The following is a 19,735-nucleotide window of genomic DNA, read 5'->3' on the forward strand; positions in this document are numbered from 1 at the left end:
TGTCCGCGGTGATGCCGCTTAGGATCACCGCATGGTCAACGGGGAGTCGAAGAACGCGCCGAGCATGGCAGATGTCGCGGCCCTGGCAGGGGTCTCGCACCAGACCGTGTCCCGCGTCGTCAACGGCTCCGACGCCGTACGCGGCGACACCCGCGACCGGGTGCTGGCGGCGATCGAGGAGCTGGGCTACCGGCGCAACAAGTCGGCGCGGGCTCTGGTGACGCGGAAGTCGGGGCGGCTGGGCCTGCTCTACACCCAGCCGCACCTCTACGGACCGGGCACGCTGGCCGCCTCGGTGCACCAGGCCGGCCAGCGGGCCGGCTACGACATCATCCTGAGCCCGGTGCCGCACCTGGAGGCGACCTCGGCGGAGCGGGCGATCGAGGCGCTCCTCGACGACGCGGTCGAGGCCGTGCTCCTCGGCGTCTCGCACCAGTCGTTCGAGGACCTCGTCGCCCAGCTCACGGAGACGGTCGAGGTCGTGATGATCCACAGCGATCCGCCGGCGGGAGTGCGCTCGGTGGGGATCGACCAGCACGCCGGAGCCGTGCTGGCCACGCAGTATCTGCTGGACATCGGCCACCGCAACATCGCCCACGTGGCCGGTCCGGTCGGCTGGATCGACGCCCGCCAACGCCGGGAGGGGTGGCTGGCCGCGCTCCGGGACAGTGGCGTGCAACCGGGGCCCGAGATCTTCGGTGACTGGTCGAGCAAGAGCGGTTACGAGGCCGGGGCCGAGATCGCCCGGGACCACTCGGTGACCGCGGTCTTCGCGGCCAACGACTCGATGGCGCTCGGGGTGATCCGGGCTCTGCACGAGGCCGGCCGCCGGGTCCCGCAGGACGTGAGCGTCGTCGGCTTCGACGACGTCCCGGACGCCGCGTACCTCTGGCCGCCGCTGACCACCGTTCGGCAGGACTTCGCGTCGCTGGGCGAGCTCGCGGTCGAGGTGGCCATCGAGGCCATCGCCGAGGGGAGCGTCGAGGTGCCGCCGCTGCTGCAGCCCGAGCTGGTCGTGCGGTCCTCGGCCGCGCCGCACCCGCGCCACTAGCACTTTCGCAACGGGCTCTGCGGGGAACACGCCGGTAACCCGCTCGTCATATGTTAGCGTTCACATCGCCTCGAACCCCACCCCGAAGCCGTCGGGCAGAAACGGAGCCGTGATGACGCAGCGAGCAGGCCATCTGCCTGACCTCGGAGAGACCGCGCTCGGCATCGAGCTGGGCTCCACCACCATCAAGGCGTGCCTGATCGGGCCCGACCACGCGACCGTCGCCACCGGGTCCCATCTGTGGGAGAACGAGCTCGTCGACGGCCTCTGGACCTACTCACTCGAGGCGGTCTGGGCGGGCGTACAGGGCGCCGTCGCCGCCCTCGGCGACGAGGTCGAGCGCCGCTACGGCACCCGTCCGGCCACGTTCGGGTCGATCGGGGTCTCGGCGATGATGCACGGCTACCTCGCCTTCGACGAGGCCGGCGAGCTGCTGGTGCCCTTCCGCACGTGGCGCAACACCAACACCGCCGTCGCCGCGGCCGAGCTGTCGGAGATCTTCGGGACCAACATCCCGCTGCGCTGGTCGGTCGCCCACCTCTACCAGGCGATCCTCGACGACGAGCCCCACCTGCCCAAGGTCGCCTTGCTCACCACGCTCGCCGGCTACGTCCACCGGGCGCTGACCGGCAACCACGTGCTCGGTGTCGGCGACGCCTCCGGCGTCTTCCCCATCGACCCGGCCACCGGGACCTACGACCAGCGGATGCTCGAGCAGCTCGATCACCTCGCCGCCGCCAAGCGTCCCGGTCTGCGGGTCGAGGGGCTGCTCCCGCAGGTCCTCCCGGCAGGCGCCGACGCCGGCCGGCTCACCCCCGACGGCGCCGCGCTGCTCGACCCCACCGGCACCCTCCAGCCGGGCATCCCGCTGTGTCCGCCCGAGGGCGACGCCGGCACCGGGATGGTCGCCACCAACTCCGTCGCCAAGCGCACCGGGAATGTCAGCGCCGGCACCTCGATCTTCGCGATGGTCGTCCTCGAGGCGCCGCTGGCCACCGTCCATCACGCCATCGACATCGTCACCACCCCGGCCGGTGACCCGGTCGCGATGGTGCACTGCAACAACGGCGCCAGCGAGCTCGACGCCTGGGCCGGGGTCTTCGGTGAGTTCGCCGCCGCGCTCGGTCACCCCTGTGAGCCCGACGCCGTCTTCGGCGCCCTGCTCACCGCGGCGCTGAAGGGCTCGCCCGACGGCGGCGGCCTGCTGGCCTACAACTACCTGGCAGGCGAGCCGATCACCGGCCTCGACGAGGGCCGTCCGCTGTTCGTACGCACCCCCGGCAGCCGACTCGATCTCGCCGGGTTCGCCCGCGCCCAGGTCTACGGCGTCTTCGGCACCCTCGCCCTCGGCATGCGCGTACTCGCCGACCAGGGTGTCCAGATCGACGCGATGTTCGCCCACGGCGGCCTGTTCCGCACCGCGGGCGTCGCGCAGCGGCTGCTCGCCGCGGCCATCGGCGCCCCGGTCGCGGTCGGCCGCACCGCCGGCGAGGGCGGTGCCTGGGGGATCGCGGTCCTGGCTGCGTACGCCCGGGCCGCCGAGGCCGAGGGCGACCTCAGCCTGAGTGCCTATCTCGCCGAGCGCGTCTTCGGCGACATCGACCTCGAGGTCGTCGAGCCGGACGCCGACGACCTCGCCGGGTTCCGGACCTACCTCGAACGCTACGAGGCCGGCCTGGACATCGAGCGCGCCGCCGTGGCCTCGCTCGCCCCCACCGCAGACACCGCAGACAGCGCACGAGACGCTGAAGAAGGAGACCAGTGATGACGGGCGTCCCCGCCGCTCTTCGCACCGCCGTCGACGCCGCCAAGGAGCGCGTCGCCGCGCTGCACGCCGAGCTGCCCCGCTGGGAGCTGGTCGTGTGGACCGCCGGCAACGTCTCCGAGCGCGTGCCGAACCCCGGCGGTGATGACCTGCTGGTCATCAAGCCCTCCGGGGTCGCCTACGAGGACATCACCGCCGAGGCGATGGTCGTGTGCGACCTGGCCGGCAACCTCGTCGAGGGCGAGCGGTCGCCGTCCTCGGACACGGCCGCCCATGCGTACGTCTATGCCAACATGCCCGAGGTCGGGGGAGTCGTCCACACCCACTCCACCTACGCCACCGCCTGGGCGGCCCGCGGGGAGGAGATCCCCTGCGTGCTCACGATGATGGCCGACGAGTTCGGCGGACCGGTCCCGGTCGGCCCGTTCGCGATCATCGGCGACGACTCGATCGGGCGCGGCATCGTCGAGACGCTGCGGGAGTCGCGCAGCCCGGCAGTGCTGATGCGGAACCACGGTCCCTTCACCATCGGCAAGGACGGCCGCTCTGCGGTCAAGGCCGCGGTGATGTGCGAGGAGGTCGCTCGCACCGTGCACATCGCGCGCCAGCTCGGCCAGCCCCTGCCGATCGACCAGAGCCACATCGACTCGCTCTACGACCGCTACCAGAACGTCTACGGCCAGCACTGAGCTGCCTGCACTGAGAGGAACCCCCACATGAGCAAGCCCTACGCAGACCGCGAGGTCTGGTTCTTCACCGGCAGCCAGGACCTGTACGGCGAGGAGACCCTTCGTCAGGTGGCCGAGCAGTCCCAGGAGGTCGCCCGCGCCCTCGACGGTTCCTCGGACGTACCGGCGAAGGTCGTGTGGAAGCCCGTCCTGAAGGACTCCGCGTCGATCCGCCGCGCGATGCTGGAGGCCAACTCCGACGACAACGTCCTCGGTGTCATCACCTGGATGCACACCTTCAGCCCGGCCAAGATGTGGATCTCCGGTCTGGACGCCCTCCAGAAGCCGCTCCTGCACCTGCACACCCAGGCCAACGTCGAGCTCCCCTGGTCAGAGATCGACATGGACTTCATGAACCTCAACCAGGCCGCCCACGGCGACCGTGAGTACGCCTACATCGCCACCCGCCTCGGCGTCGCCCGCACCACCGTCGTCGGCCACGTCTCGAACCCGGCGGTCACCCGCCGCGTCGGCACCTGGGTCCGCGGCGCCGCCGGCTGGGCTGCCACCCACGGGCTCAATCTGGTTCGCTTCGGCGACAACATGCGCAACGTCGCGGTCACCGAGGGCGACAAGACCGAGGCCGAGCTGCGCTTCGGCGTCTCGGTCAACACCTGGGGCGTCAACGACCTGGTGGCGGCCGTCGAGGCCGTCGACGAGGCCGCCGTGGACGCGCTCGTCGCCGAATACGAGGATCTCTACGACGTGGTCCCCGAGCTCCGCAAGGGCGGCGAGTGCCACGACTCGCTGCGCTACGCCGCTCGCCAGGAGATCGCCATGGAGGCGTTCCTGGTGGAGCGCGACGCGAAGGCGTTCACCACCAACTTCGAGGACCTCGGCGGCCTGCGCCAGCTCCCCGGCATCGCCGTGCAGCGGCTGATGAGCAAGGGCTACGGCTTCGGTGCCGAGGGCGACTGGAAGACCGCCGTGCTCGTGCGGGCCGCGAAGGTGATGGGGGAGGGGCTGCCCGGTGGTGCCTCCCTGATGGAGGACTACACCTATGACCTCACCCCCGGTGCGGAGGTCATCCTCGGTGCCCACATGCTCGAGGTCTGCCCCTCGCTGACCACCTCAACCCCGCGCGTCGAGATCCACCCGCTCGGGATCGGCGACCGCGAGGACCCGGTCCGGATGGTCTTCGACGCCGACCCTGGCGAGGGTGCCGTGGTCGTCTCGCTGGCCGACATGCGCGACCGCTTCCGGCTCACCGCCAACGTGGTCGACGTCGTCCCCCCGACGCAGGCGCTGCCCAACCTGCCGGTCGCGCGCGCCGTCTGGGCGCCGCGCCCCGACTTCGCGACCTCGGCCGAGGCCTGGCTGACCGCCGGCGGCGCGCACCACACGGTGATGTCGACCGCCGCCGGGATTGAGGCCTTCGAGGTCTTCGCCAACATCGCCCGCACCGAGCTGCTGGTCATCGATGAGTCCACCACCCGCCGCGGCTTCGCCGACCAGGTGCGCTGGAACCAGGTGTTCTACCGGGTCGCCCAGGGTCTCTGAGTCACAGCACCTTCCGGGGGTTCATGACCCCGTCGGGGTCGATCGCCTGCTTGACGGCTCGCAGGAGGTCGACCTCGACACCCGTCTTGTACGCAGCGGCCGCATCCCGCTTGAGCGCGCCGATCCCGTGCTCGGCGGAGATGCTGCCGCCGAGCGCCGTGACGGCGTCGTAGACGATCCGGGTCAAGGTGGGGGCGTCCCGCTTCAGCGCCGCGTCGTCGCCGACGGGCGCGGAGATGTTGTAGTGCAGGTTGCCGTCCCCGATGTGTCCGTACGTCACCAGCCGCAGCCCCGGCAGCGCCGCGAGCAGCGCCGGGCCGACCTCGGCGACGAACCGGGACAGGGAGGTGATCGGCAGGGTGACGTCGTGCTTGAGGGTCGCGCCCTCGCTCTTCTGCGCCTCCGAGACGCCTTCTCTCAGCGCCCACAGCGACTCGCGCTGAGTGGGGCTGCCGGCGACCACGGCGTCGAGGAGCAGCCCCTGCTCGGCGGCGGCCGCGAGGGCCTCCTCGAGCCGCTCGTCCACGTCGGCGGACGTGCCGGCGAGCTCGACGAGGCCGTACCACTCGTGCCGGTCCGCGAACGGGTCGCGTACGCCCGGCAGGTGGGCGAGGACCAGGTCGACGGCCTGGCGTCCGAGCAGCTCCCAGGTGGTCAGCTGCCCGCCGCCGTGCTCGCGGAGCAGGGGGAGGAGCGAGGTGGCCGCCTCCACCGACTCGAGCGCCACGAACGCCGTCGCCCGGCGCGGGGTCGCCGGCAGCAGCCGCAGCACCGCCGCGGTGACGACGCCGAGAGTGCCCTCGGAGCCGATGAACAGCTGCTTGAGGTCGTAGCCGGTGTTGTCCTTGCGCAGCGGCCGCAGCCCGTCCCAGACCCGGCCGTCGGGGAGCACGACCTCGAGGCCGAGCACCAGCTCGCGCATCATCCCGTAGCGCAGCACCGCGGTGCCGCCGGCGTTGGTCGCGATCGTGCCGCCGATGGTGCACGATCCCTCCGAGCCGAGGGAGAGCGGGAAGAGCCGCCCGGCGGCCGCGGCGGCCTCTTGGACGGTCGCCAGCGGGGTGCCGGCCTCGACGGTGAGGGTGTCGGCGACCGGGTCCACCTCCCGGACGCGGCGCATCCGGCCGAGCGAGAGCACCACCTGGTCGCCGCCGGAGTCAGGTACGCCGCCACCGACGAGGCCGGTGTTGCCGCCCTGCGGGACGACCCCGACGCCCGCCGCCGCGCACAGCCGGATCGCTGTCGCGACCTGCTCGGTCGAGGCCGGGCGCACCACCGCGAGGGCGGTGCCGGTGAAGCTGCCGGTCCAGTCGGTGACGTACGCCGCCATGTCGGCCGGATCGGTCAGCACGGCGCTCTCGCCGAGGGTGGTGCGCAGGTCGTGAACGAGGTTCATGCCGACCTCAGCCGGACGTGCTCGGGGCCGATCGAGGCGATGTCGGGAGTGCCGAGCAGGCACATCGCCCGCCGCAGCTCCTCGACCAGCAGCGACAGGGTGGCATCGACGCCCTGCTGCCCGGCGACCATCAGGCCGTAGAGGTAGGGCCGGCCGATCACCACGCCGCGGGCGCCGAGACCGAGCGCCGCCGCGATGTCGCCGCCGGAGCGGACGCCGGAGTCGACGTACACCTCGGTCCGGTCGCCGACCGCGTCGACCACCGCCGGCAGCAGCTCCAGCGGCACCGGCGCGCGGTCGAGCTGGCGGCCGCCGTGGTTGGAGAGCACCAGCGCGTCGGCGCCGGCGTCGACGGCGGCCACCGCGTCGGCGACCGAGAGCACGCCCTTGACCACCACCGGGCCGTCCCAGTGCTCCTTGAGCCAGCCGATGTCCGAGGGCCGGATCGCCTGCTCACGCAGCTCGTTGGACATGCCCCAGCGGCCGTGGTGCGACCCCTCGGGGAAGGTCGCGAACCGCAGCGGCTCGGTGGTCAGGATGTTGGCGACCCAGCCGGGATGGCGGGCCATGTCCGCGAACGTACGCAGGCTCAGCTGGGGCGGGATCGCGAACCCGTTGAGCTTGTCCTTGCGCTTCATGCCCGTCACTGTCGTGTCGATGGTCAGCATCAGCGCCTCATAACCCTGCGAGGCCGCCTCGGTGATGTGGTCCAGGGTCACCGCCCGGTCCTTCATCAGGTAGACCTGGAACCAGTTGCGCCCCTGCGGAGCCGCGTCGGCGACGTCGGTGATCGAGGTCGTCGCGTACGTCGAGAGCGTGTAGGGCAGCCCGGCCGCGGCGGCCGCCGCGGCGACCGCCCGCTCCCCGGTGTGGTGGCTGAGCCGGGTGTAGCCCGTCGGGGCCAGCACGATGGGTGCCGCCGCGGGCCGCCCGAGGATCGAGGTACGCACCTCCGGCTCACCCATCTGACCGAAGGCCGTGGGCCGCAGCTCCACGCGGTCGAAGGCCGCCCGGTTCCGGCGCATCGCGTGCTCGCCGTCCGAGCCGCCGTAGACGTAGTCCCAGACCGCCGTCGGCACCCGCCGGCGCGCGGCCCGCTCCAGGTCGTCGACGCTGAGGCAGCGGGCCAGCCGGCGGTCGGCCGCCCGCCAGCGGAACGGCCGCGGTCGCAGGAAGGGCGCGAGATCGCGCCATCGGGGGACCTGCCGGACGACTTGCCGGACAACCTGAGAATCGGCGGCCACGCTCTGGACTCCTCACCACTCATCGGATAAGTTCTGAACTTGTCATACAACTTAGCCCATCGAGGAGCATCCCGCCATGGCCGCCGACCGCATCACCTCACTGACCCTCTCCCACGTCGTCCTCCCGCTCGAGAACCCGGTCAGTGACGCCAAGGTGCTCACCGGGCGGCAGAAGCCGCTCACCGAGACCGTGCTGCTCTTCGTCGAGGTGACCACCGAGCAGGGCTTCGAGGGCATGGGCTTCAGCTACTCCAAGCGCGCCGGTGGCCCGGCGCAGTACGCCCACCTCAAGGAGATCGCCCAGGTAGCCATCGGCCAGGACCCCTCCGACATCGCCAAGATCTACGAGTCGCTGATGTGGGCCGGCGCCTCCGTCGGCCGCAGCGGTGTGGCGACCCAGGCCGTGGCCGCCCTCGACGTGGCGCTCTACGACCTCAAGGCGCGCCGCGCCGGCCTGCCCCTGGCCAAGCTGCTCGGCGCCCACCGTGACTCCTGCCGCGTCTACAACACCTCCGGCGGCTTCCTCCAGGCGAGCGTCGAGGAGATCAAGGAGAAGGCCACCGCCTCGCTCGAGGCCGGCATCGGCGGCATCAAGATCAAGGTCGGCCAGCCCGACTGGGCCGAGGACCTGCGCCGCGTCGCCGCCCTGCGCGAGCACCTGGGCGACACCCCGTTCATGGTCGACGCCAACCAGCAGTGGGACCGTGCCCGCGCCCGCCGGATGTGCCGTGAGCTCGAGCAGTTCGACCTGATCTGGATCGAAGAGCCGCTCGACGCCTGGGACGCGGTCGGCCACGCCGACCTGTCGCGTACGTTCGACACTCCGATCGCCACCGGGGAGATGCTGACCTCGGTGCCCGAGCACATGGCCCTCATCGACGCCGGCTACCGCGGTATCGTGCAGCCCGACGCGCCGCGCATCGGCGGGATCACCCCGTTCCTGAAGTTCGCCACCCTCGCCGCCCACGCCGGTCTGGCGCTCGCGCCGCACTACGCGATGGAGATCCACCTGCACCTGGCCGCGGCCTACCCGACCGAGCCGTGGGTCGAGCACTTCGAGTGGCTCAACCCGCTCTTCGAGGAGCGCATCGACATCCACGACGGCCAGATGTGGGTGCCGGACCGTCCGGGACTCGGCTTCACGCTCAGCGACCAGATGCGCAAGCTCACCGTGGAGAGCGCTAAGTTCTCGGCATGAGCGAGCGCCAGCGAGCGACAATCAGGGTCAGGCCGTCGCGTCCGTATCCTTGCCTCTGTCCAACGGAGGCGACGGCATGACGATAAGCGCCGGCCTCGCCGACCGTGTCGTGTCCGGGATCAAGGACCAGATCCTGGCCGGGGACCTCGCTCCGGGGGCGAAGCTGCCCTCGGAGTCCGACCTCGTCGCCACCTACGGGGTGTCGCGGACGGTGGCGCGCGAGGCGGTCACCCGCCTGCGTGCCGAGGGTCTGGTCGAGACCTTCCAGGGGCGCGGCTCCTTCGTCCTGGCGGTGCCGGAGCCCTCGCCGTTCGCGCTGGAGTCCTCCGCGATCCGTACGCAGCACGACGTGCTCGACATGGTCGACTTCCGGCTCGGCGTGGAGTGTGAGGCGGCGTCCCTGGCCGCCGCCCACCTCGACGAGCAGGGCTCGCGGGCCATCGAGGATGCGCTCGCCGCGCTGGCCACCGTGCATCCCGACGGAGCGGTGGAGGCCGACTTCGCCTTCCATCGCGCCGTCGCGGCCGCGACCGGCAACCGCTTCTACCTCGACCTGATGGACTCGCTGGGCCCGATGATGATCATGCTGCCCCGCACCCGGCTCGGCGACGCCTACTCGCCCAGCGACGCGCTCCACGTCGAGCGGGTGCAGCGCGAGCACGACAACATCGCGTCCGCGATCCTCGCCGGTGACGCCGACACCGCCCGAGCGGCGATGCGGGTGCATCTGGGCAGCACCCGTCGGCGCCTGCTGAGCAGCTGAGCTACCTCTGGTGCTCCCCGAGCGGAGTGAAGCAGAACTTCCCGCCCGCGAGCCGCTCCTCGGGCCCCTGCGGGCCGTCGTCGATCGCATCGCCGAGGAGCTCGGCGGCGTAGATCTCGGAGTCGTCCTGCGGGTGGTAGCCGATCGCCTCACCCTCGGCCAGCGACCACCAGCGCCGGGTGTTGCGGGAGATGCCCCACACCACCCGGAAGCCCGGCTCGGGAGTGGCCAGGCATGCCTCGAGGAGCCGGGCACCGTCGTCGGGCGACATCCACGTCCACAGCGAGCGGCGGTCCCAGGGCTTCTCGAAGCACGAGCCGATCCGCAGCGCGGTCACGTCGATGCCGTAGCGGTCGTGGAAGAGGCTGCCGAGCGCCTCCATCGCGACCTTGCTGACCCCGTAGTAGGTGTCCGGCCGCGGGAAGGCGTCGGCGGCCAGCCCCTCGGCGGGTGCGTCGTCGAGGTCGTAGAAGCCGGCCGCGTGGTTGCTCGAGGCGAGCACCACCCGCGCCACCCCGGCGTCCCGGGCGGCCTCCAGGACCACCCGGGTGCCGTCGATGTTGGCCGAGAGGATGTCGTTCCACGGGGCCTCGACGCTGATGCCGCCGAGATGGATGATCGCCTCCACGCCCTCGGAGGCGGCGCGCATCGCCGCCTCGTCGGTCACCGACGCCTCGATGACCTCGACGGCCTCGCCCTCGGCGGGGTCCTCGGGACGTACGACGTCGAGGAGGCGAAGCACCCGGCCCTCGCGGGCCAGGCGGGTGCGCATCAGCCGCCCCACGCCGCCGTTGGCTCCGGTGATCAGGACAGTCTGGGTCATGCGGTACGCAGCTCCTCGACGGCGGTGATGTACTCACCAAGGTCGGCGCCGTGCTTGTCGATGACGGACTTGGTGGCCTCGCGCCACGGGGCGAGGTCGCTGATCTCGTTGATCGTGACGCCCTCCCCGCGCAGCTTCTCCAGGTCGGCCTCGACCTGGGCGTCCCACTTCTCACGCTGGAACGGGGCGGCCTCGTCGGCGGCCTTCTGGAGCGCCTCCTGGTCCTTGGAGTCGAGCCCGTCCCAGGTGTCCTTGTTGATGAGGAGCACCTCGGCGACGCGCATGTGCCGGTCGAGGGTGTAGTTCTTCGCCACCTCGTAGTGGGAGGCGGAGTAGTAGGACGGCTCGTTGTTCTCGGCACCGTCGAGCAGCCCGCTCTGCAGCGAGCTGTAGACCTCGCCGTAGTCCATCGGGGTGGGGGAGCCGCCGAGAGCCTTGATGAAGTCGATCTGCACCTGCGACTCCTGGACCCGGATCTTGAGTCCCTTGACGTCCGCCGGCGCCTTGACCGGCTTCTTCGAGGTGTAGAAGCTGCGGGCGCCGGGGTCGAAGTAGCCCAGACCCTTGAAGCCGGCACCGTCGGCCTCGCCGAGCAGCTTCTTGCCGCTCTCGCTCTCGAGGAAGCGCCACAGGTGGTCGGCGTCGTCGAAGAGGTACGGCAGGCTGAACAGCCCCATCGCGGGCACGAACTCGCCCATGGGCGCCGAGCTGATCCGGGTCATCTCGATCGAGCCCATCTGTACCTGCTCGATCGCGTCGGACTCCTCGCCGAGCTGGGCGTTGGGGTAGACCTGGATCTTGATCCGGCCGTCGCTGTACTTCTCGGCCAGCTCGGCGAACTTCTTGTCGCCCAGCGTGGTCGGATAGTCGTCGGGATGGGTCTCGGCCAGCTTGAAGGTCAACGAGTCGCCGCCTCCGCCGCCGCTGCCGGCGAGAGACCCGCCGCCGCACGCGCTGAGGGCCAGGCCGCCGGCGACTGCTGCGGCACCGAAGGCGCCTGCCTTGAACAGGGAGCGCCGGGCGACCGGCTTGGGGGATGTGGTGTTCACGGGTAGTTCCTTTCGAGAGAGGGAATCACTGACCGAGCGCATCGGGGAGGGCGAGCGAGAAGAACGGGACGTACGTGATCAGCAGCAGGACGATGAGCATCGGGATGAGGAAGAGGCCGACCATCTTGATGACCTTCTCGATGGACGTACGTCCGATGGCACAGCCGACGAAGAGGACGTTGCCGACCGGCGGCGTGATCAGGCCGATGGCGAGGTTGAAGACGAGCATGATCCCGAACTGGACCGGGTCCATGCCGAGCCCGGTGGCGACCGGCAGCAGGATCGGCGTCATGATCACGATGAGCGGGGCCATGTCCATGATCGCGCCGAGCACGAGCAGCAGCAGGTTGATCAGCAGCAGGACCACGACGATGTTGTCGGAGATGCCGAGGAGGGCGTCGGTGGCCAGCGCCGGCACCTGCAGGAACGCCAGGAAGTAGCCGAAGGCACCCGCCGCCGCGATGATGAACAGCACCACGCCGAGCGTGCGCAGGGCGCTCTGCAGGATCGGGATCATCGCCTTGAGCGGCAGGTCGCGGTAGACGAAGAAGGTCAGGATGAAGGCGTACAGGCAGGCGATCGCCGCCGACTCGGTCGCGGTGAAGATGCCGCTGAGGATGCCGCCCAGGATGATCACCGGCATCAGCAGACTGAGCAGGCCCTCGGCGACGATCTTCGGTACGTCCTTGAGCGGGACCAGCTCCTCCTTCGGGTAGCCGCGCTTGACCGCCACGATGTAGGCCATCACCATCAACGACGCACCGAGCAGCAGGCCGGGGACGACGCCTGCGGTGAACAGGGCGCCGATCGAGACGCCGCCCGCGGCCATCGAGTAGATGATCAGGTTGTGGCTCGGCGGGATCATGACCGCCTGGGTGGCGCCGGAGACGGTGACGGCGACCGCGTAGTCGGTGTCGTAGCCGCGCTTCTTCATCATCGGGATCGTCACCGAACCGATCGCGGAGACGTCCGCGACCGAGGAGCCGGACAGGGCGCCGAAGAAGGTGCTGGCGCCGATGTTGACCATCCCGAGGCCGCCGCGGACCCAGCCGACGAGCAGCCCGGCCAGGGCGATCAGGCGGCGGGAGATGCCGCCCGTGCCCATGATCTCGCCGCCGAGGATGAAGAACGGGATGGCCAGCAGGGCGAAGGTGTCGAGACCGGCGACCATCCGCTGGCCGACGGTGGTCAGCGGGAGGCCGATGTAGAGGGCCTCGAAGATGGCGGCCAGGGCGAGCGCCAGGGCGACCGGGACACGGAGCAGGACGAGGACGGCGAAGCCGCCGAGCAGGATGGCGATGGCAAGCGGATCGATGGGCATGGGGGAGTCCTTCGACTTTCGGCGGCTCAGCCGAGCTCGGCTGCATCGTCAGGCTCGGCGTACCGCTGGGTACTGATGTCGAAGGCCTGGAGGACGGTGTAGAGGATGATCATGACGCCGGCGACCGGCATCATGAGGTAGAGGACGCTGCGGGGGAGCCCGGTGCCGGCCAGGGTCGCCGTCTGGGCGTCGATGACGAACTGGGTTCCCTGGACGGTCAGGAAGAGCCCGAACCCGAGCAGCAGCACCTGGACGAACCGGTCGATCACCGACTGGAGCGTCGCCGGGAACTTGTCCACCAGGAAGGTGACCGCGATGTGGGCGCCCTCGCGGAAGCCGATCGCGGCGCCGAGGAAGCCGATCCAGACCAGCAGGATGCGGGCCGTCTCCTCGCTCCAGCTGGGGGAGTTGTTCAGCAGCTCACGGCTGAACACCTGCCACAGCACGATGAGCAGCGTGGCGACCAGGCACAGGATGCAGAAGGCCTCGAAGACCGTGTCGACCGCGCGCCAGGCGCGTTTGAGCGTTCCGTTCTCGTTGCGGGTGTTCATACCGTCATTCCGTCCTCGTCGCGGCGGTGGTGGGGACCTTGGTCGCCTCGGCGAGCAGGTGCTGCCTGTCCGCACCCGCCAGACCGAGGTGGTAGAGGTGGATCTGGTCGATCCCGGCATCGACCAGCGCCCGCACATGGCCACCGAAGGCGTCCTCGGTGGTGGGCGGGAGAACGGTGACGTACGCAGCGGCCGCTGCCTTTCCGGAGACCGCCTCGACGAGTCGGCGCCCGGTCTCCACCGAGGCCTCGGTGGTCGGCCAGCAGAAGGAGACGACCAGGTCGACGTCGTCGGCCGTGGTCGGGGTCAGGCCCGGGCTGGCTCCGGTGGCCCACGGGTCGGGCTGGGCGTGCAGGGCGATCTCGACGACGTCGGGAGCGGCCTCGCGGACGGCTGCGATCACCCGGTGGCGGAGCTCGTCGGCCGCGGCGTGGCGAGAGGCGAGGATCGTGTCCAGGGTCGTCGCCTCCACCGTCGTGCCGGCAGCGTCGGCACCTGTCGCGGCGCGCAGGGCTGCCACCGTGGCCTCGGCGTCGAGCCCGCGGCCGGCCCAGTCCTCGCGGCAGCCCGCGCAGCAGCAGATCGAGAGCAGCTGCTGAGTGGCGGCGTCGTAGGCACCGTCGGTCTTCTCGTGGTGCCCGCCGTGGCCGAAGCCGAGCTGGCCGCACGCCTCCAGGATGGCCGTGCGGGTCGGGGTGTCGCGTACGGCCTCGGCGGCCAGGGTCTCCGCGTAGCGGCGGACGTCCTCGTGGCGGGCGCACAGGGCGTAGGGGTAGGGCTCGCCCCAGCAGTTGACGACGGCGAGGTCCGGGTTGGCCTCACCGAGGAGCGTGGAGTGGGTCAGCACGATCCAGGCGGCGACCTCGAACCCCGCCTCGGCGAGGATGGTGGCGGCTTCGCCGTAGGGGTCGTCCGCGGCAACCCAGGTCGCCGTGGGTGGCACCAGCCGGGCGCCGGCCCAGGCCTCGGCGCGCACCGGGCGGTAGAGCGCCGCGCTGCGAGCCTCGACGATCCGGTGCTCGGGGTGGAGCGGGGTCGCGGCGCGGGTGGTGTGGTAGGCCGCGGCGAGGGCGACCTTCGTGACTCCGAGGCTACGGGCGTGATCGGCGAACGCAGGATCGCCGATCACGTCCCAGGGGTAGGCATATCCGACGACCGGGACGGTGCCGGTCCTTCCCGAGTCGGTCTGTGTCACCGGTGTCTGCTCCTGCCAGCCGTGTCCGAGGGCGGAGCCGAGTGTGGCCCCGGTCACAGGAGACTGTCAGGATGCGCGATTCGTGTCCAAGCCACTTATCGCATCAGACGATACCCCGAAGGTATCGCCTGATCCGTCACCAGCGCGAGGTCACCAGCGCGAGGTGTTCGGCGTGAAGTCCGGCTCGAACGAACGCATGTAGACGGTGTCCTCCCGGCGGCGCACGCCGCAGCTGAGGTACTGCTCGTGCAGCTCACCGAGCAGGTCGCGATCGAGCTCCACGCCGAGGCCCGGACCCGTCGGCACCGTGATCGCGCCGTCGCTGAAGTCGAGCACTCCGGGGCGTACGACGTCCTGGGTCTTCCAGGGGTAATGGGTGTCGCAGGCGTAGGTCAGGTTGGGGGTCGCTGCGGCCAGGTGGACCATCGCGGCCAGGGAGACGCCCAGGTGGGAGTTGCTGTGCATCGACAGGCCCAGCCCGAAGGTGTCGGTGATGCCGCCCAGCAGCGCCGACTGGCGCAGCCCGCCCCACAGGTGATGGTCGGAGAGCACGATCTGGACCGCGTCGGCCGCGATCGCCGGCTTGAGGTGCTCGAAGGCGATCACGCACATGTTGGTGGCCAGAGGTACGTCGGTGCGGGCCGAGACCTGCGCCATCCCCTCGATCCCGGGAGTGGGGTCCTCGAGATACTCCACGACGCCGGCCAGCCGCTCGGCGACCTTGACCGAGGTCTCCGGCGTCCAAGCGCCGTTGGGGTCCAGGCGCAGCGGCAGGTCGGGGAAGGCCTCGCGCAGCGCCTCGATCGCGGCGCACTCCTCGTCGGGGTGGAAGACCCCGCCCTTCAGCTTCAGCGAGCCGAAGCCCCAGCCGTCGATCAGCCGCTTCGCCTGCGCGACGATCTGGTCGGGGTTCAGCGCCTCGCCCCACTCGTCGTCAGGCTGGCCGGGGTGACCGGCCCACTTGTAGAACATGTAGCCGCTGAACGGCACCCGGTCGCGCACCGCGCCGCCGAGCAGGTCGCTCACCGGACGGCCCGCCTCGCGGGCGACCAGGTCGAGGCAGGCGACCTCGAAGGGGGAGTAGACGGTGTCGACAGCGGAGGAGACGTCGAGCATGCCGCCGAAGGAGGCACCCGCCCCGCCGGTCTCCTTCCCGAGTACGTCGACGACGAGCCGTCGCAGGCCGTGGGTGTCGTAGGGGTCGGCGCCCGGGAGCGCCTGAGCGACGGCGTCGAGCCGGGCGAGATGGGTCTCGTCGGCGTACGTCTCGCCGAGGCCGACCAGGCCGGTGTCGGTGTGGAGCTCGACGATCGCGCGCAGCGCCCACGGCTGGTGCACGCCGACCACGTTGAGCAGCGGCGGGTCGGCGAACGCGACCGGGGTGACGACGACCTTCGAGATGCGGCTTGCGTTGGGGCCGGCGCTCATGCCGCCACCTCCGTAGGGCAATGCGAAGAATACGGACGTGGCGGCCTGAGGCTTGTCGTCGCTCGCTGGCGCTCGCTCATGCGGTCGGCTTCACAGCGAGAACAGGCACACCGGCGTCGAGCAGGATGCGCTGGGCGTCGCTGCCCAGCAGCGCCTTGCCGACCGGCGAGCGGCGGCGCAGCCCGATCACGATCAGCCGGGCGCCGGTCGAGGCGACCAGACCGTCGAAGGTCTCCACGACGTCGGCGCCGTGCGTGGTGTGGTCGACACGGGCGCTCACCCCGGCCTCGGCGGCGCGGGCGACGAGCTTCGCGGCCGCGGCCTCATCGACGAGGTCGGCGTCCACGGTGGCGCCGCGGCGCGGGCTGTTGACGATGACGACGTCGTCGCCGCGGGCAGCCGCCTCGGCCAGGCCGGCCTCGAGAGCCGCCTCACCTACCGGTGTGGGTACGTAGCCGATCAGGATGGTCATGGTGTGTGCCTCTCTCAGCGGGTCGGGGTGTCGGCGTCGTCACGCTCGGCCGGGGCCTCGGCGACGGTGGCGGCCTTGCGCCGGCCCAGGATCGCCTTGGCGGCGGGCCAGAGTGCGACCAAGAAGAAGGCGGCCAGGATGGTGCCCGAGATCGGGCGGGTGAAGAACCCGGTCGGGTCACCGTCGAAGATCAGCATCGAGCGGCGTACGCCGTCCTCCACGATCGAGCCGAGGACGAAGGCGAGCACCATCGGACCGGGCTCGAAGCCGACCTTCTTCATCAGGTAGCCGATCAGGCCGAAGACGATCATCACGAAGATGTCGAAGGTGGAGTTGTTGATCGTGTAGACGCCCAGGATCGTGATCAGTGCGGTGATCGGGGCAAGGATCGCCGGGCGCACCCGCAGGATGCGTACGAAGATGCCGACCAGCGGGATGCTCAGGACGAGCAGGATCAGGTTGCCGATGTACATCGAGTTGATGACGCCCCAGAACAGGTCGGGGCGCTCCTCGACCAGCTGCGGGCCCGGCGAGATGCCGAGGATGAGCAGGGCACCGAAGAGCATCGCCATCGACGCGTTGGCCGGGATGCCGAGGGTCAGCAGCGGGATGAACGAGGAGGTCGCGGCGGCGTTGTTGGCGCTCTCGGGAGCCGCGACGCCCTCGATGGCACCGCGCCCGAAGCGCTCGGGGTGCTTCGAGACCCGCTTCTCCGTGGCGTACGCGGCCAGGGAGGCCATCACCGCGCCGCCACCGGGCAGCACGCCCAGGACGAAGCCGATCACCGAGCCGCGGCCGATCGCGCCGGAGGACTGCTTGAGGTCCTTGCGGGAGGGCCAGATGTTGGCCACGGCGGCGGGTACGTGGGGCTTCCCGTGCCGCTCCTCGAGGTTGTAGAGGATCTCGCCGACGCCGAAGAGACCCATCGCGACGACCACGAAGTCGATGCCCTCGGTGAGCTGCAGGCTGCCGAAGGTGAAGCGCTCGGCGCCGCTGAAGCTGTCGCGGCCGATGGTGGCCAGCAGGAGGCCGAACGCGGCGGCGATCATGGCCTTGAGCTTGTTGCCGTTGCCGATGGTGGCGACCAGCAGGACGCCCAGCAGGGCCAGGGCCGCGTACTCCGGGTCGCCGAAGTTGAGCGCCCAGCCGGCGATCAGCGGGGCCACCAGGGTCAGGCCGAGGATGGAGACGGTCGCGCCGACGAAGGAGCCGATCGCGGCGATGCCGAGGGCGGTGCCGGCCTTTCCCTGCTTGGCGAGGGCGAAGCCGTCGAAGACGGTGACGACCGATGAGGCCTCACCCGGCAGCCGGAGCAGCACCGAGGTGATCGTGCCGCCGTACTGGGCGCCGTAGTAGATGCCCGCCAGCATGATGATCGCGGAGACCGGGTCGATGCTGTAGGTGATCGGCAGCAGGATGGCGATCGTGGCCGCCGGCCCGAGGCCGGGGAGTACGCCGATCAGCATGCCGATGAGCACGCCGATCAGGCAGTAGAGCAGGTTCTGCGGTTCGGTGACGAGCCCGAAGCCGTCGAGGAATGCGTTGACGTCCACTGGGGGCTCCGCTCAGAACAGGTGGGGCAGCGGGATGCGCAGCCCGTAGAGGAACAGGAAGTAGAACGCGGCGACCGTGGCGACCGAGGTGATGATCGTGCTGCGCCAGGACTCGCCGCCGAGGAACCTCAGCCAGACGACGCACAGCAGCAGCGAGGGGATCTCGAAGCCGATCACGGGCATCAGCAGGGCCAGCACGATGAAGGTGACCAGGCCGACCGCGGGGAGGATGCTGGAGCGGGTGAACTTCTCGCTGTCGGTCAGCTTGCGGCCGACGACGAGCAGCGCCACGGACATCAGGGTGATGGCGATGCTGACCACGAACGGCCACAGGCCGGGCCCGGGCTGGCGCAGCGAACCCAGGCCGTAGCCGTAGGAGAGGACCGCGCCGCCGATGCCGACGACGAGAGCGACGAGCGCACCCACCACCTGGTAGACCGGTCCGCCGGCCGGAGGTCGTTCCTCCTCCAGCTCATGGGCCACCTCGGCTTGGATCTCGGCCAGGATGTCCTGGTCAGGAGAGGGGGTACGTTCGTCGCTCATCGTCATGCCTTCGTCGTGTGGGGCGGGTCAGCTCGCGCCGAGGTTGAGACCGTACTGCTCGACCAGGTCGGCGTACCGCTTCTTGTCCTCCTCGAGCTGGGTCACCACCTCGTCGCCGGAGATCTCCATCGGGGTGAGGCTGTTCTGCTTGTTGAAGGCCTGGTACTCCTCGGTCTTGAACGTCGCCTGCATCGCCTCGGCGATGGCGTCCTTGACGTCGTCCGGGGTGCCCTTGGGGACGGTCATGAAGCGGTACTGCGCGACCTCGACGTCGAGACCCTGCTCCTTGGCGGTCGGGACGTCCGGCAGGTAGTCGACCCGCTCGGGACCGAAGACGCTCAGCGGGGTCAGCTTGCCGGACTCGATGTTCTCGATCGCCTCGCCGACCTGGATGCAGGCGGTGTCGACCTGGTTGCCGAGCACCGCGGTCAGGGCCGGCGCGCCGCCGTCGAACGGCACGGCCTCGGCGTCGACGCCGGCCGAGGCGTACGTCAGGCCGCAGGAGAGCTGCGCACCGGTGCCGACGCCGGTGGTGCCGTAGGTGACCTTCTTCTTCGCGGCCTTGATGTCGTCGAGCGTCTTGAAGCCGCTCTTCGGGCCGGTGACCATGACGTAGTCGTCGCGGGAGACGCCCTGGACGACGTCGAAGTCGCCGAGGTCGGTGACCTCGTCCTCGCTGACCGCCAGCGGCGTGATGGTGAAGAGCGACGCATTCTGGATGGCGATGGTCTGGCCGTCGGGCTCGGCCTTGGCGACCTTGTTGGCGGCGAGCGCGCCGTTGGCGCCCTCCAGGTTGATCACCGGGAAGGAGGCGTCGAGCTCGTCGGAGAGACCCTTGGAGACGGCCCGGCTGATCAGGTCGCTGGAGCCGCCGGCCGAGGCACCGACGTACATCTCGACGTTGCCGGCGGGATACTCCTCACCGTCTCCGTTACCTCCGGTGGTGTTCGAGACACCGCAGGCGGAGAGGGCCAGGGCCGCGACGCCGGCGGTCGCGGCGAGTAGGTGGGTGGTGGTACGCATCGTTGCTCCTAGGTCCTGGTGGCCGGGCTGGTTGGGGCAGGGGATGGCCCGACGTCGTGTGACCACCGACACTAAGAGTCTTAGCGATACCGGTCCAAGCCCGTTTCGGCATAGAGTGTTCCACTTGGTGCA

At 70.5% G+C, this 19,735-nt stretch carries 18 protein-coding genes; 6 read left to right on the forward strand and 12 right to left on the reverse strand.

Annotated elements, in window-relative coordinates; genetic code table 11:
• Positions 1 to 31: 31 nt before the first annotated feature.
• The 4 genes from OH802_RS12295 (at position 32) to araA (ending at position 5,044) form a co-directional block, all read left to right on the forward strand.
• Entirely contained in the window at positions 32 to 1,051 is a 1,020-nt protein-coding gene (locus OH802_RS12295) for a LacI family DNA-binding transcriptional regulator (RefSeq protein WP_406028258.1), read from the forward strand.
• 112 nt (positions 1,052 to 1,163) lie between these two features.
• Positions 1,164 to 2,816: a xylulokinase gene (locus tag OH802_RS12300; RefSeq protein ID WP_406028260.1), complete on the forward strand. Its 1,653-nt coding sequence runs from the start codon at positions 1,164 to 1,166 to the stop codon at positions 2,814 to 2,816.
• Entirely contained in the window at positions 2,816 to 3,505 is a 690-nt protein-coding gene (locus tag OH802_RS12305) for an L-ribulose-5-phosphate 4-epimerase (RefSeq protein ID WP_406028262.1), read from the forward strand. The genes OH802_RS12300 and OH802_RS12305 overlap by 1 nt, the downstream gene beginning before the upstream one ends.
• A 27-nt stretch (positions 3,506 to 3,532) precedes the next feature.
• Positions 3,533 to 5,044, forward strand: a complete 1,512-nt coding sequence (gene araA, locus OH802_RS12310; protein ID WP_406028264.1) for an L-arabinose isomerase — start codon at positions 3,533 to 3,535, stop codon at positions 5,042 to 5,044.
• 1 nt (position 5,045) lies between these two features.
• Here araA and OH802_RS12315 read toward each other — a convergent pair whose 3' ends face one another.
• Both OH802_RS12315 and OH802_RS12320 read right to left on the reverse strand, forming a co-directional pair.
• On the reverse strand, positions 5,046 to 6,440 hold the full coding sequence (locus tag OH802_RS12315) for an FAD-binding oxidoreductase (RefSeq protein ID WP_406028266.1): 1,395 nt from the start codon (positions 6,438 to 6,440) through the stop codon (positions 5,046 to 5,048).
• On the reverse strand, positions 6,437 to 7,684 hold the full coding sequence (locus OH802_RS12320; protein WP_406028268.1) for an alpha-hydroxy acid oxidase: 1,248 nt from the start codon (positions 7,682 to 7,684) through the stop codon (positions 6,437 to 6,439). The genes OH802_RS12315 and OH802_RS12320 overlap by 4 nt, the downstream gene beginning before the upstream one ends.
• Positions 7,685 to 7,760: 76 nt before the next feature.
• Here OH802_RS12320 and OH802_RS12325 point away from each other — a divergent pair, with 76 nt between their 5' ends.
• Entirely contained in the window at positions 7,761 to 8,882 is a 1,122-nt protein-coding gene (locus OH802_RS12325; RefSeq protein ID WP_160028018.1) for an L-talarate/galactarate dehydratase, read from the forward strand.
• A 76-nt stretch (positions 8,883 to 8,958) separates the two neighbouring features.
• On the forward strand, positions 8,959 to 9,645 hold the full coding sequence (locus OH802_RS12330) for a FadR/GntR family transcriptional regulator (protein ID WP_406028270.1): 687 nt from the start codon (positions 8,959 to 8,961) through the stop codon (positions 9,643 to 9,645).
• Between the two features lies 1 nt (position 9,646).
• Here the strand turns inward: OH802_RS12330 and OH802_RS12335 are convergent, their stop codons facing one another.
• The 10 genes from OH802_RS12335 to OH802_RS12380 form a co-directional block, all read right to left on the reverse strand.
• Entirely contained in the window at positions 9,647 to 10,468 is an 822-nt protein-coding gene (locus OH802_RS12335) for an NAD-dependent epimerase/dehydratase family protein (protein WP_406028273.1), read from the reverse strand.
• Entirely contained in the window at positions 10,465 to 11,517 is a 1,053-nt protein-coding gene (locus OH802_RS12340) for a TRAP transporter substrate-binding protein (protein ID WP_406028275.1), read from the reverse strand. Before OH802_RS12340 ends, OH802_RS12335 begins: the two co-directional genes overlap by 4 nt.
• Positions 11,518 to 11,542: 25 nt before the next feature.
• A complete protein-coding gene (locus tag OH802_RS12345; protein WP_406028277.1) occupies positions 11,543 to 12,838 on the reverse strand; it encodes a TRAP transporter large permease in 1,296 nt (431 codons plus the stop codon).
• 26 nt (positions 12,839 to 12,864) lie between these two features.
• On the reverse strand, positions 12,865 to 13,389 hold the full coding sequence (locus tag OH802_RS12350) for a TRAP transporter small permease (protein ID WP_406028279.1): 525 nt from the start codon (positions 13,387 to 13,389) through the stop codon (positions 12,865 to 12,867).
• 4 nt (positions 13,390 to 13,393) lie between these two features.
• Positions 13,394 to 14,584 carry a hypothetical protein gene (locus OH802_RS12355; protein WP_406028281.1) on the reverse strand — a complete coding sequence of 397 codons (1,191 nt, stop codon included), beginning with the start codon at positions 14,582 to 14,584 and terminating at the stop codon, positions 13,394 to 13,396.
• A gap of 150 nt (positions 14,585 to 14,734) precedes the next feature.
• A complete protein-coding gene (locus OH802_RS12360; RefSeq protein ID WP_406028283.1) occupies positions 14,735 to 16,012 on the reverse strand; it encodes a glucarate dehydratase family protein in 1,278 nt (425 codons plus the stop codon).
• Positions 16,013 to 16,088: 76 nt separating this feature from the next.
• Positions 16,089 to 16,484 (reverse strand): universal stress protein, encoded by a 396-nt coding sequence (locus tag OH802_RS12365; protein WP_160028030.1) that lies wholly within the window; start codon positions 16,482 to 16,484, stop codon positions 16,089 to 16,091.
• A 14-nt stretch (positions 16,485 to 16,498) separates the two neighbouring features.
• Entirely contained in the window at positions 16,499 to 18,037 is a 1,539-nt protein-coding gene (locus OH802_RS12370) for a tripartite tricarboxylate transporter permease (protein ID WP_406028285.1), read from the reverse strand.
• A 12-nt stretch (positions 18,038 to 18,049) separates the two neighbouring features.
• Entirely contained in the window at positions 18,050 to 18,580 is a 531-nt protein-coding gene (locus tag OH802_RS12375) for a tripartite tricarboxylate transporter TctB family protein (protein WP_406028287.1), read from the reverse strand.
• Positions 18,581 to 18,607: 27 nt separating this feature from the next.
• A complete protein-coding gene (locus OH802_RS12380; protein ID WP_406028289.1) occupies positions 18,608 to 19,603 on the reverse strand; it encodes a tripartite tricarboxylate transporter substrate binding protein in 996 nt (331 codons plus the stop codon).
• Positions 19,604 to 19,735: the final 132 nt, after the last annotated feature.

The organism is Nocardioides sp. NBC_00850, from assembly GCF_045207335.1.
GTDB lineage: Bacteria > Actinomycetota > Actinomycetes > Propionibacteriales > Nocardioidaceae > Nocardioides.

Excerpts from the sequence above, each read along its gene's own strand:
- OH802_RS12295 (WP_406028258.1), top strand. The coding sequence starts at position 32 with ATGGTCAACGGGGAGTCGAAGAACGCGCCGAGCATGGCAGATGTCGCG.
- OH802_RS12300 (WP_406028260.1), top strand. The coding sequence starts at position 1,164 with ATGACGCAGCGAGCAGGCCATCTGCCTGACCTCGGAGAGACCGCGCTC.
- OH802_RS12305 (WP_406028262.1), top strand. The coding sequence starts at position 2,816 with ATGACGGGCGTCCCCGCCGCTCTTCGCACCGCCGTCGACGCCGCCAAG.
- araA (WP_406028264.1), top strand. The coding sequence starts at position 3,533 with ATGAGCAAGCCCTACGCAGACCGCGAGGTCTGGTTCTTCACCGGCAGC.
- OH802_RS12315 (WP_406028266.1), bottom strand. The coding sequence starts at position 6,440 with ATGAACCTCGTTCACGACCTGCGCACCACCCTCGGCGAGAGCGCCGTG.
- OH802_RS12325 (WP_160028018.1), top strand. The coding sequence starts at position 7,761 with ATGGCCGCCGACCGCATCACCTCACTGACCCTCTCCCACGTCGTCCTC.
- OH802_RS12330 (WP_406028270.1), top strand. The coding sequence starts at position 8,959 with ATGACGATAAGCGCCGGCCTCGCCGACCGTGTCGTGTCCGGGATCAAG.
- OH802_RS12335 (WP_406028273.1), bottom strand. The coding sequence starts at position 10,468 with ATGACCCAGACTGTCCTGATCACCGGAGCCAACGGCGGCGTGGGGCGG.
- OH802_RS12345 (WP_406028277.1), bottom strand. The coding sequence starts at position 12,838 with ATGCCCATCGATCCGCTTGCCATCGCCATCCTGCTCGGCGGCTTCGCC.
- OH802_RS12350 (WP_406028279.1), bottom strand. The coding sequence starts at position 13,389 with ATGAACACCCGCAACGAGAACGGAACGCTCAAACGCGCCTGGCGCGCG.
- OH802_RS12360 (WP_406028283.1), bottom strand. The coding sequence starts at position 16,012 with ATGAGCGCCGGCCCCAACGCAAGCCGCATCTCGAAGGTCGTCGTCACC.
- OH802_RS12365 (WP_160028030.1), bottom strand. The coding sequence starts at position 16,484 with ATGACCATCCTGATCGGCTACGTACCCACACCGGTAGGTGAGGCGGCT.
- OH802_RS12375 (WP_406028287.1), bottom strand. The coding sequence starts at position 18,580 with ATGAGCGACGAACGTACCCCCTCTCCTGACCAGGACATCCTGGCCGAG.
- OH802_RS12380 (WP_406028289.1), bottom strand. The coding sequence starts at position 19,603 with ATGCGTACCACCACCCACCTACTCGCCGCGACCGCCGGCGTCGCGGCC.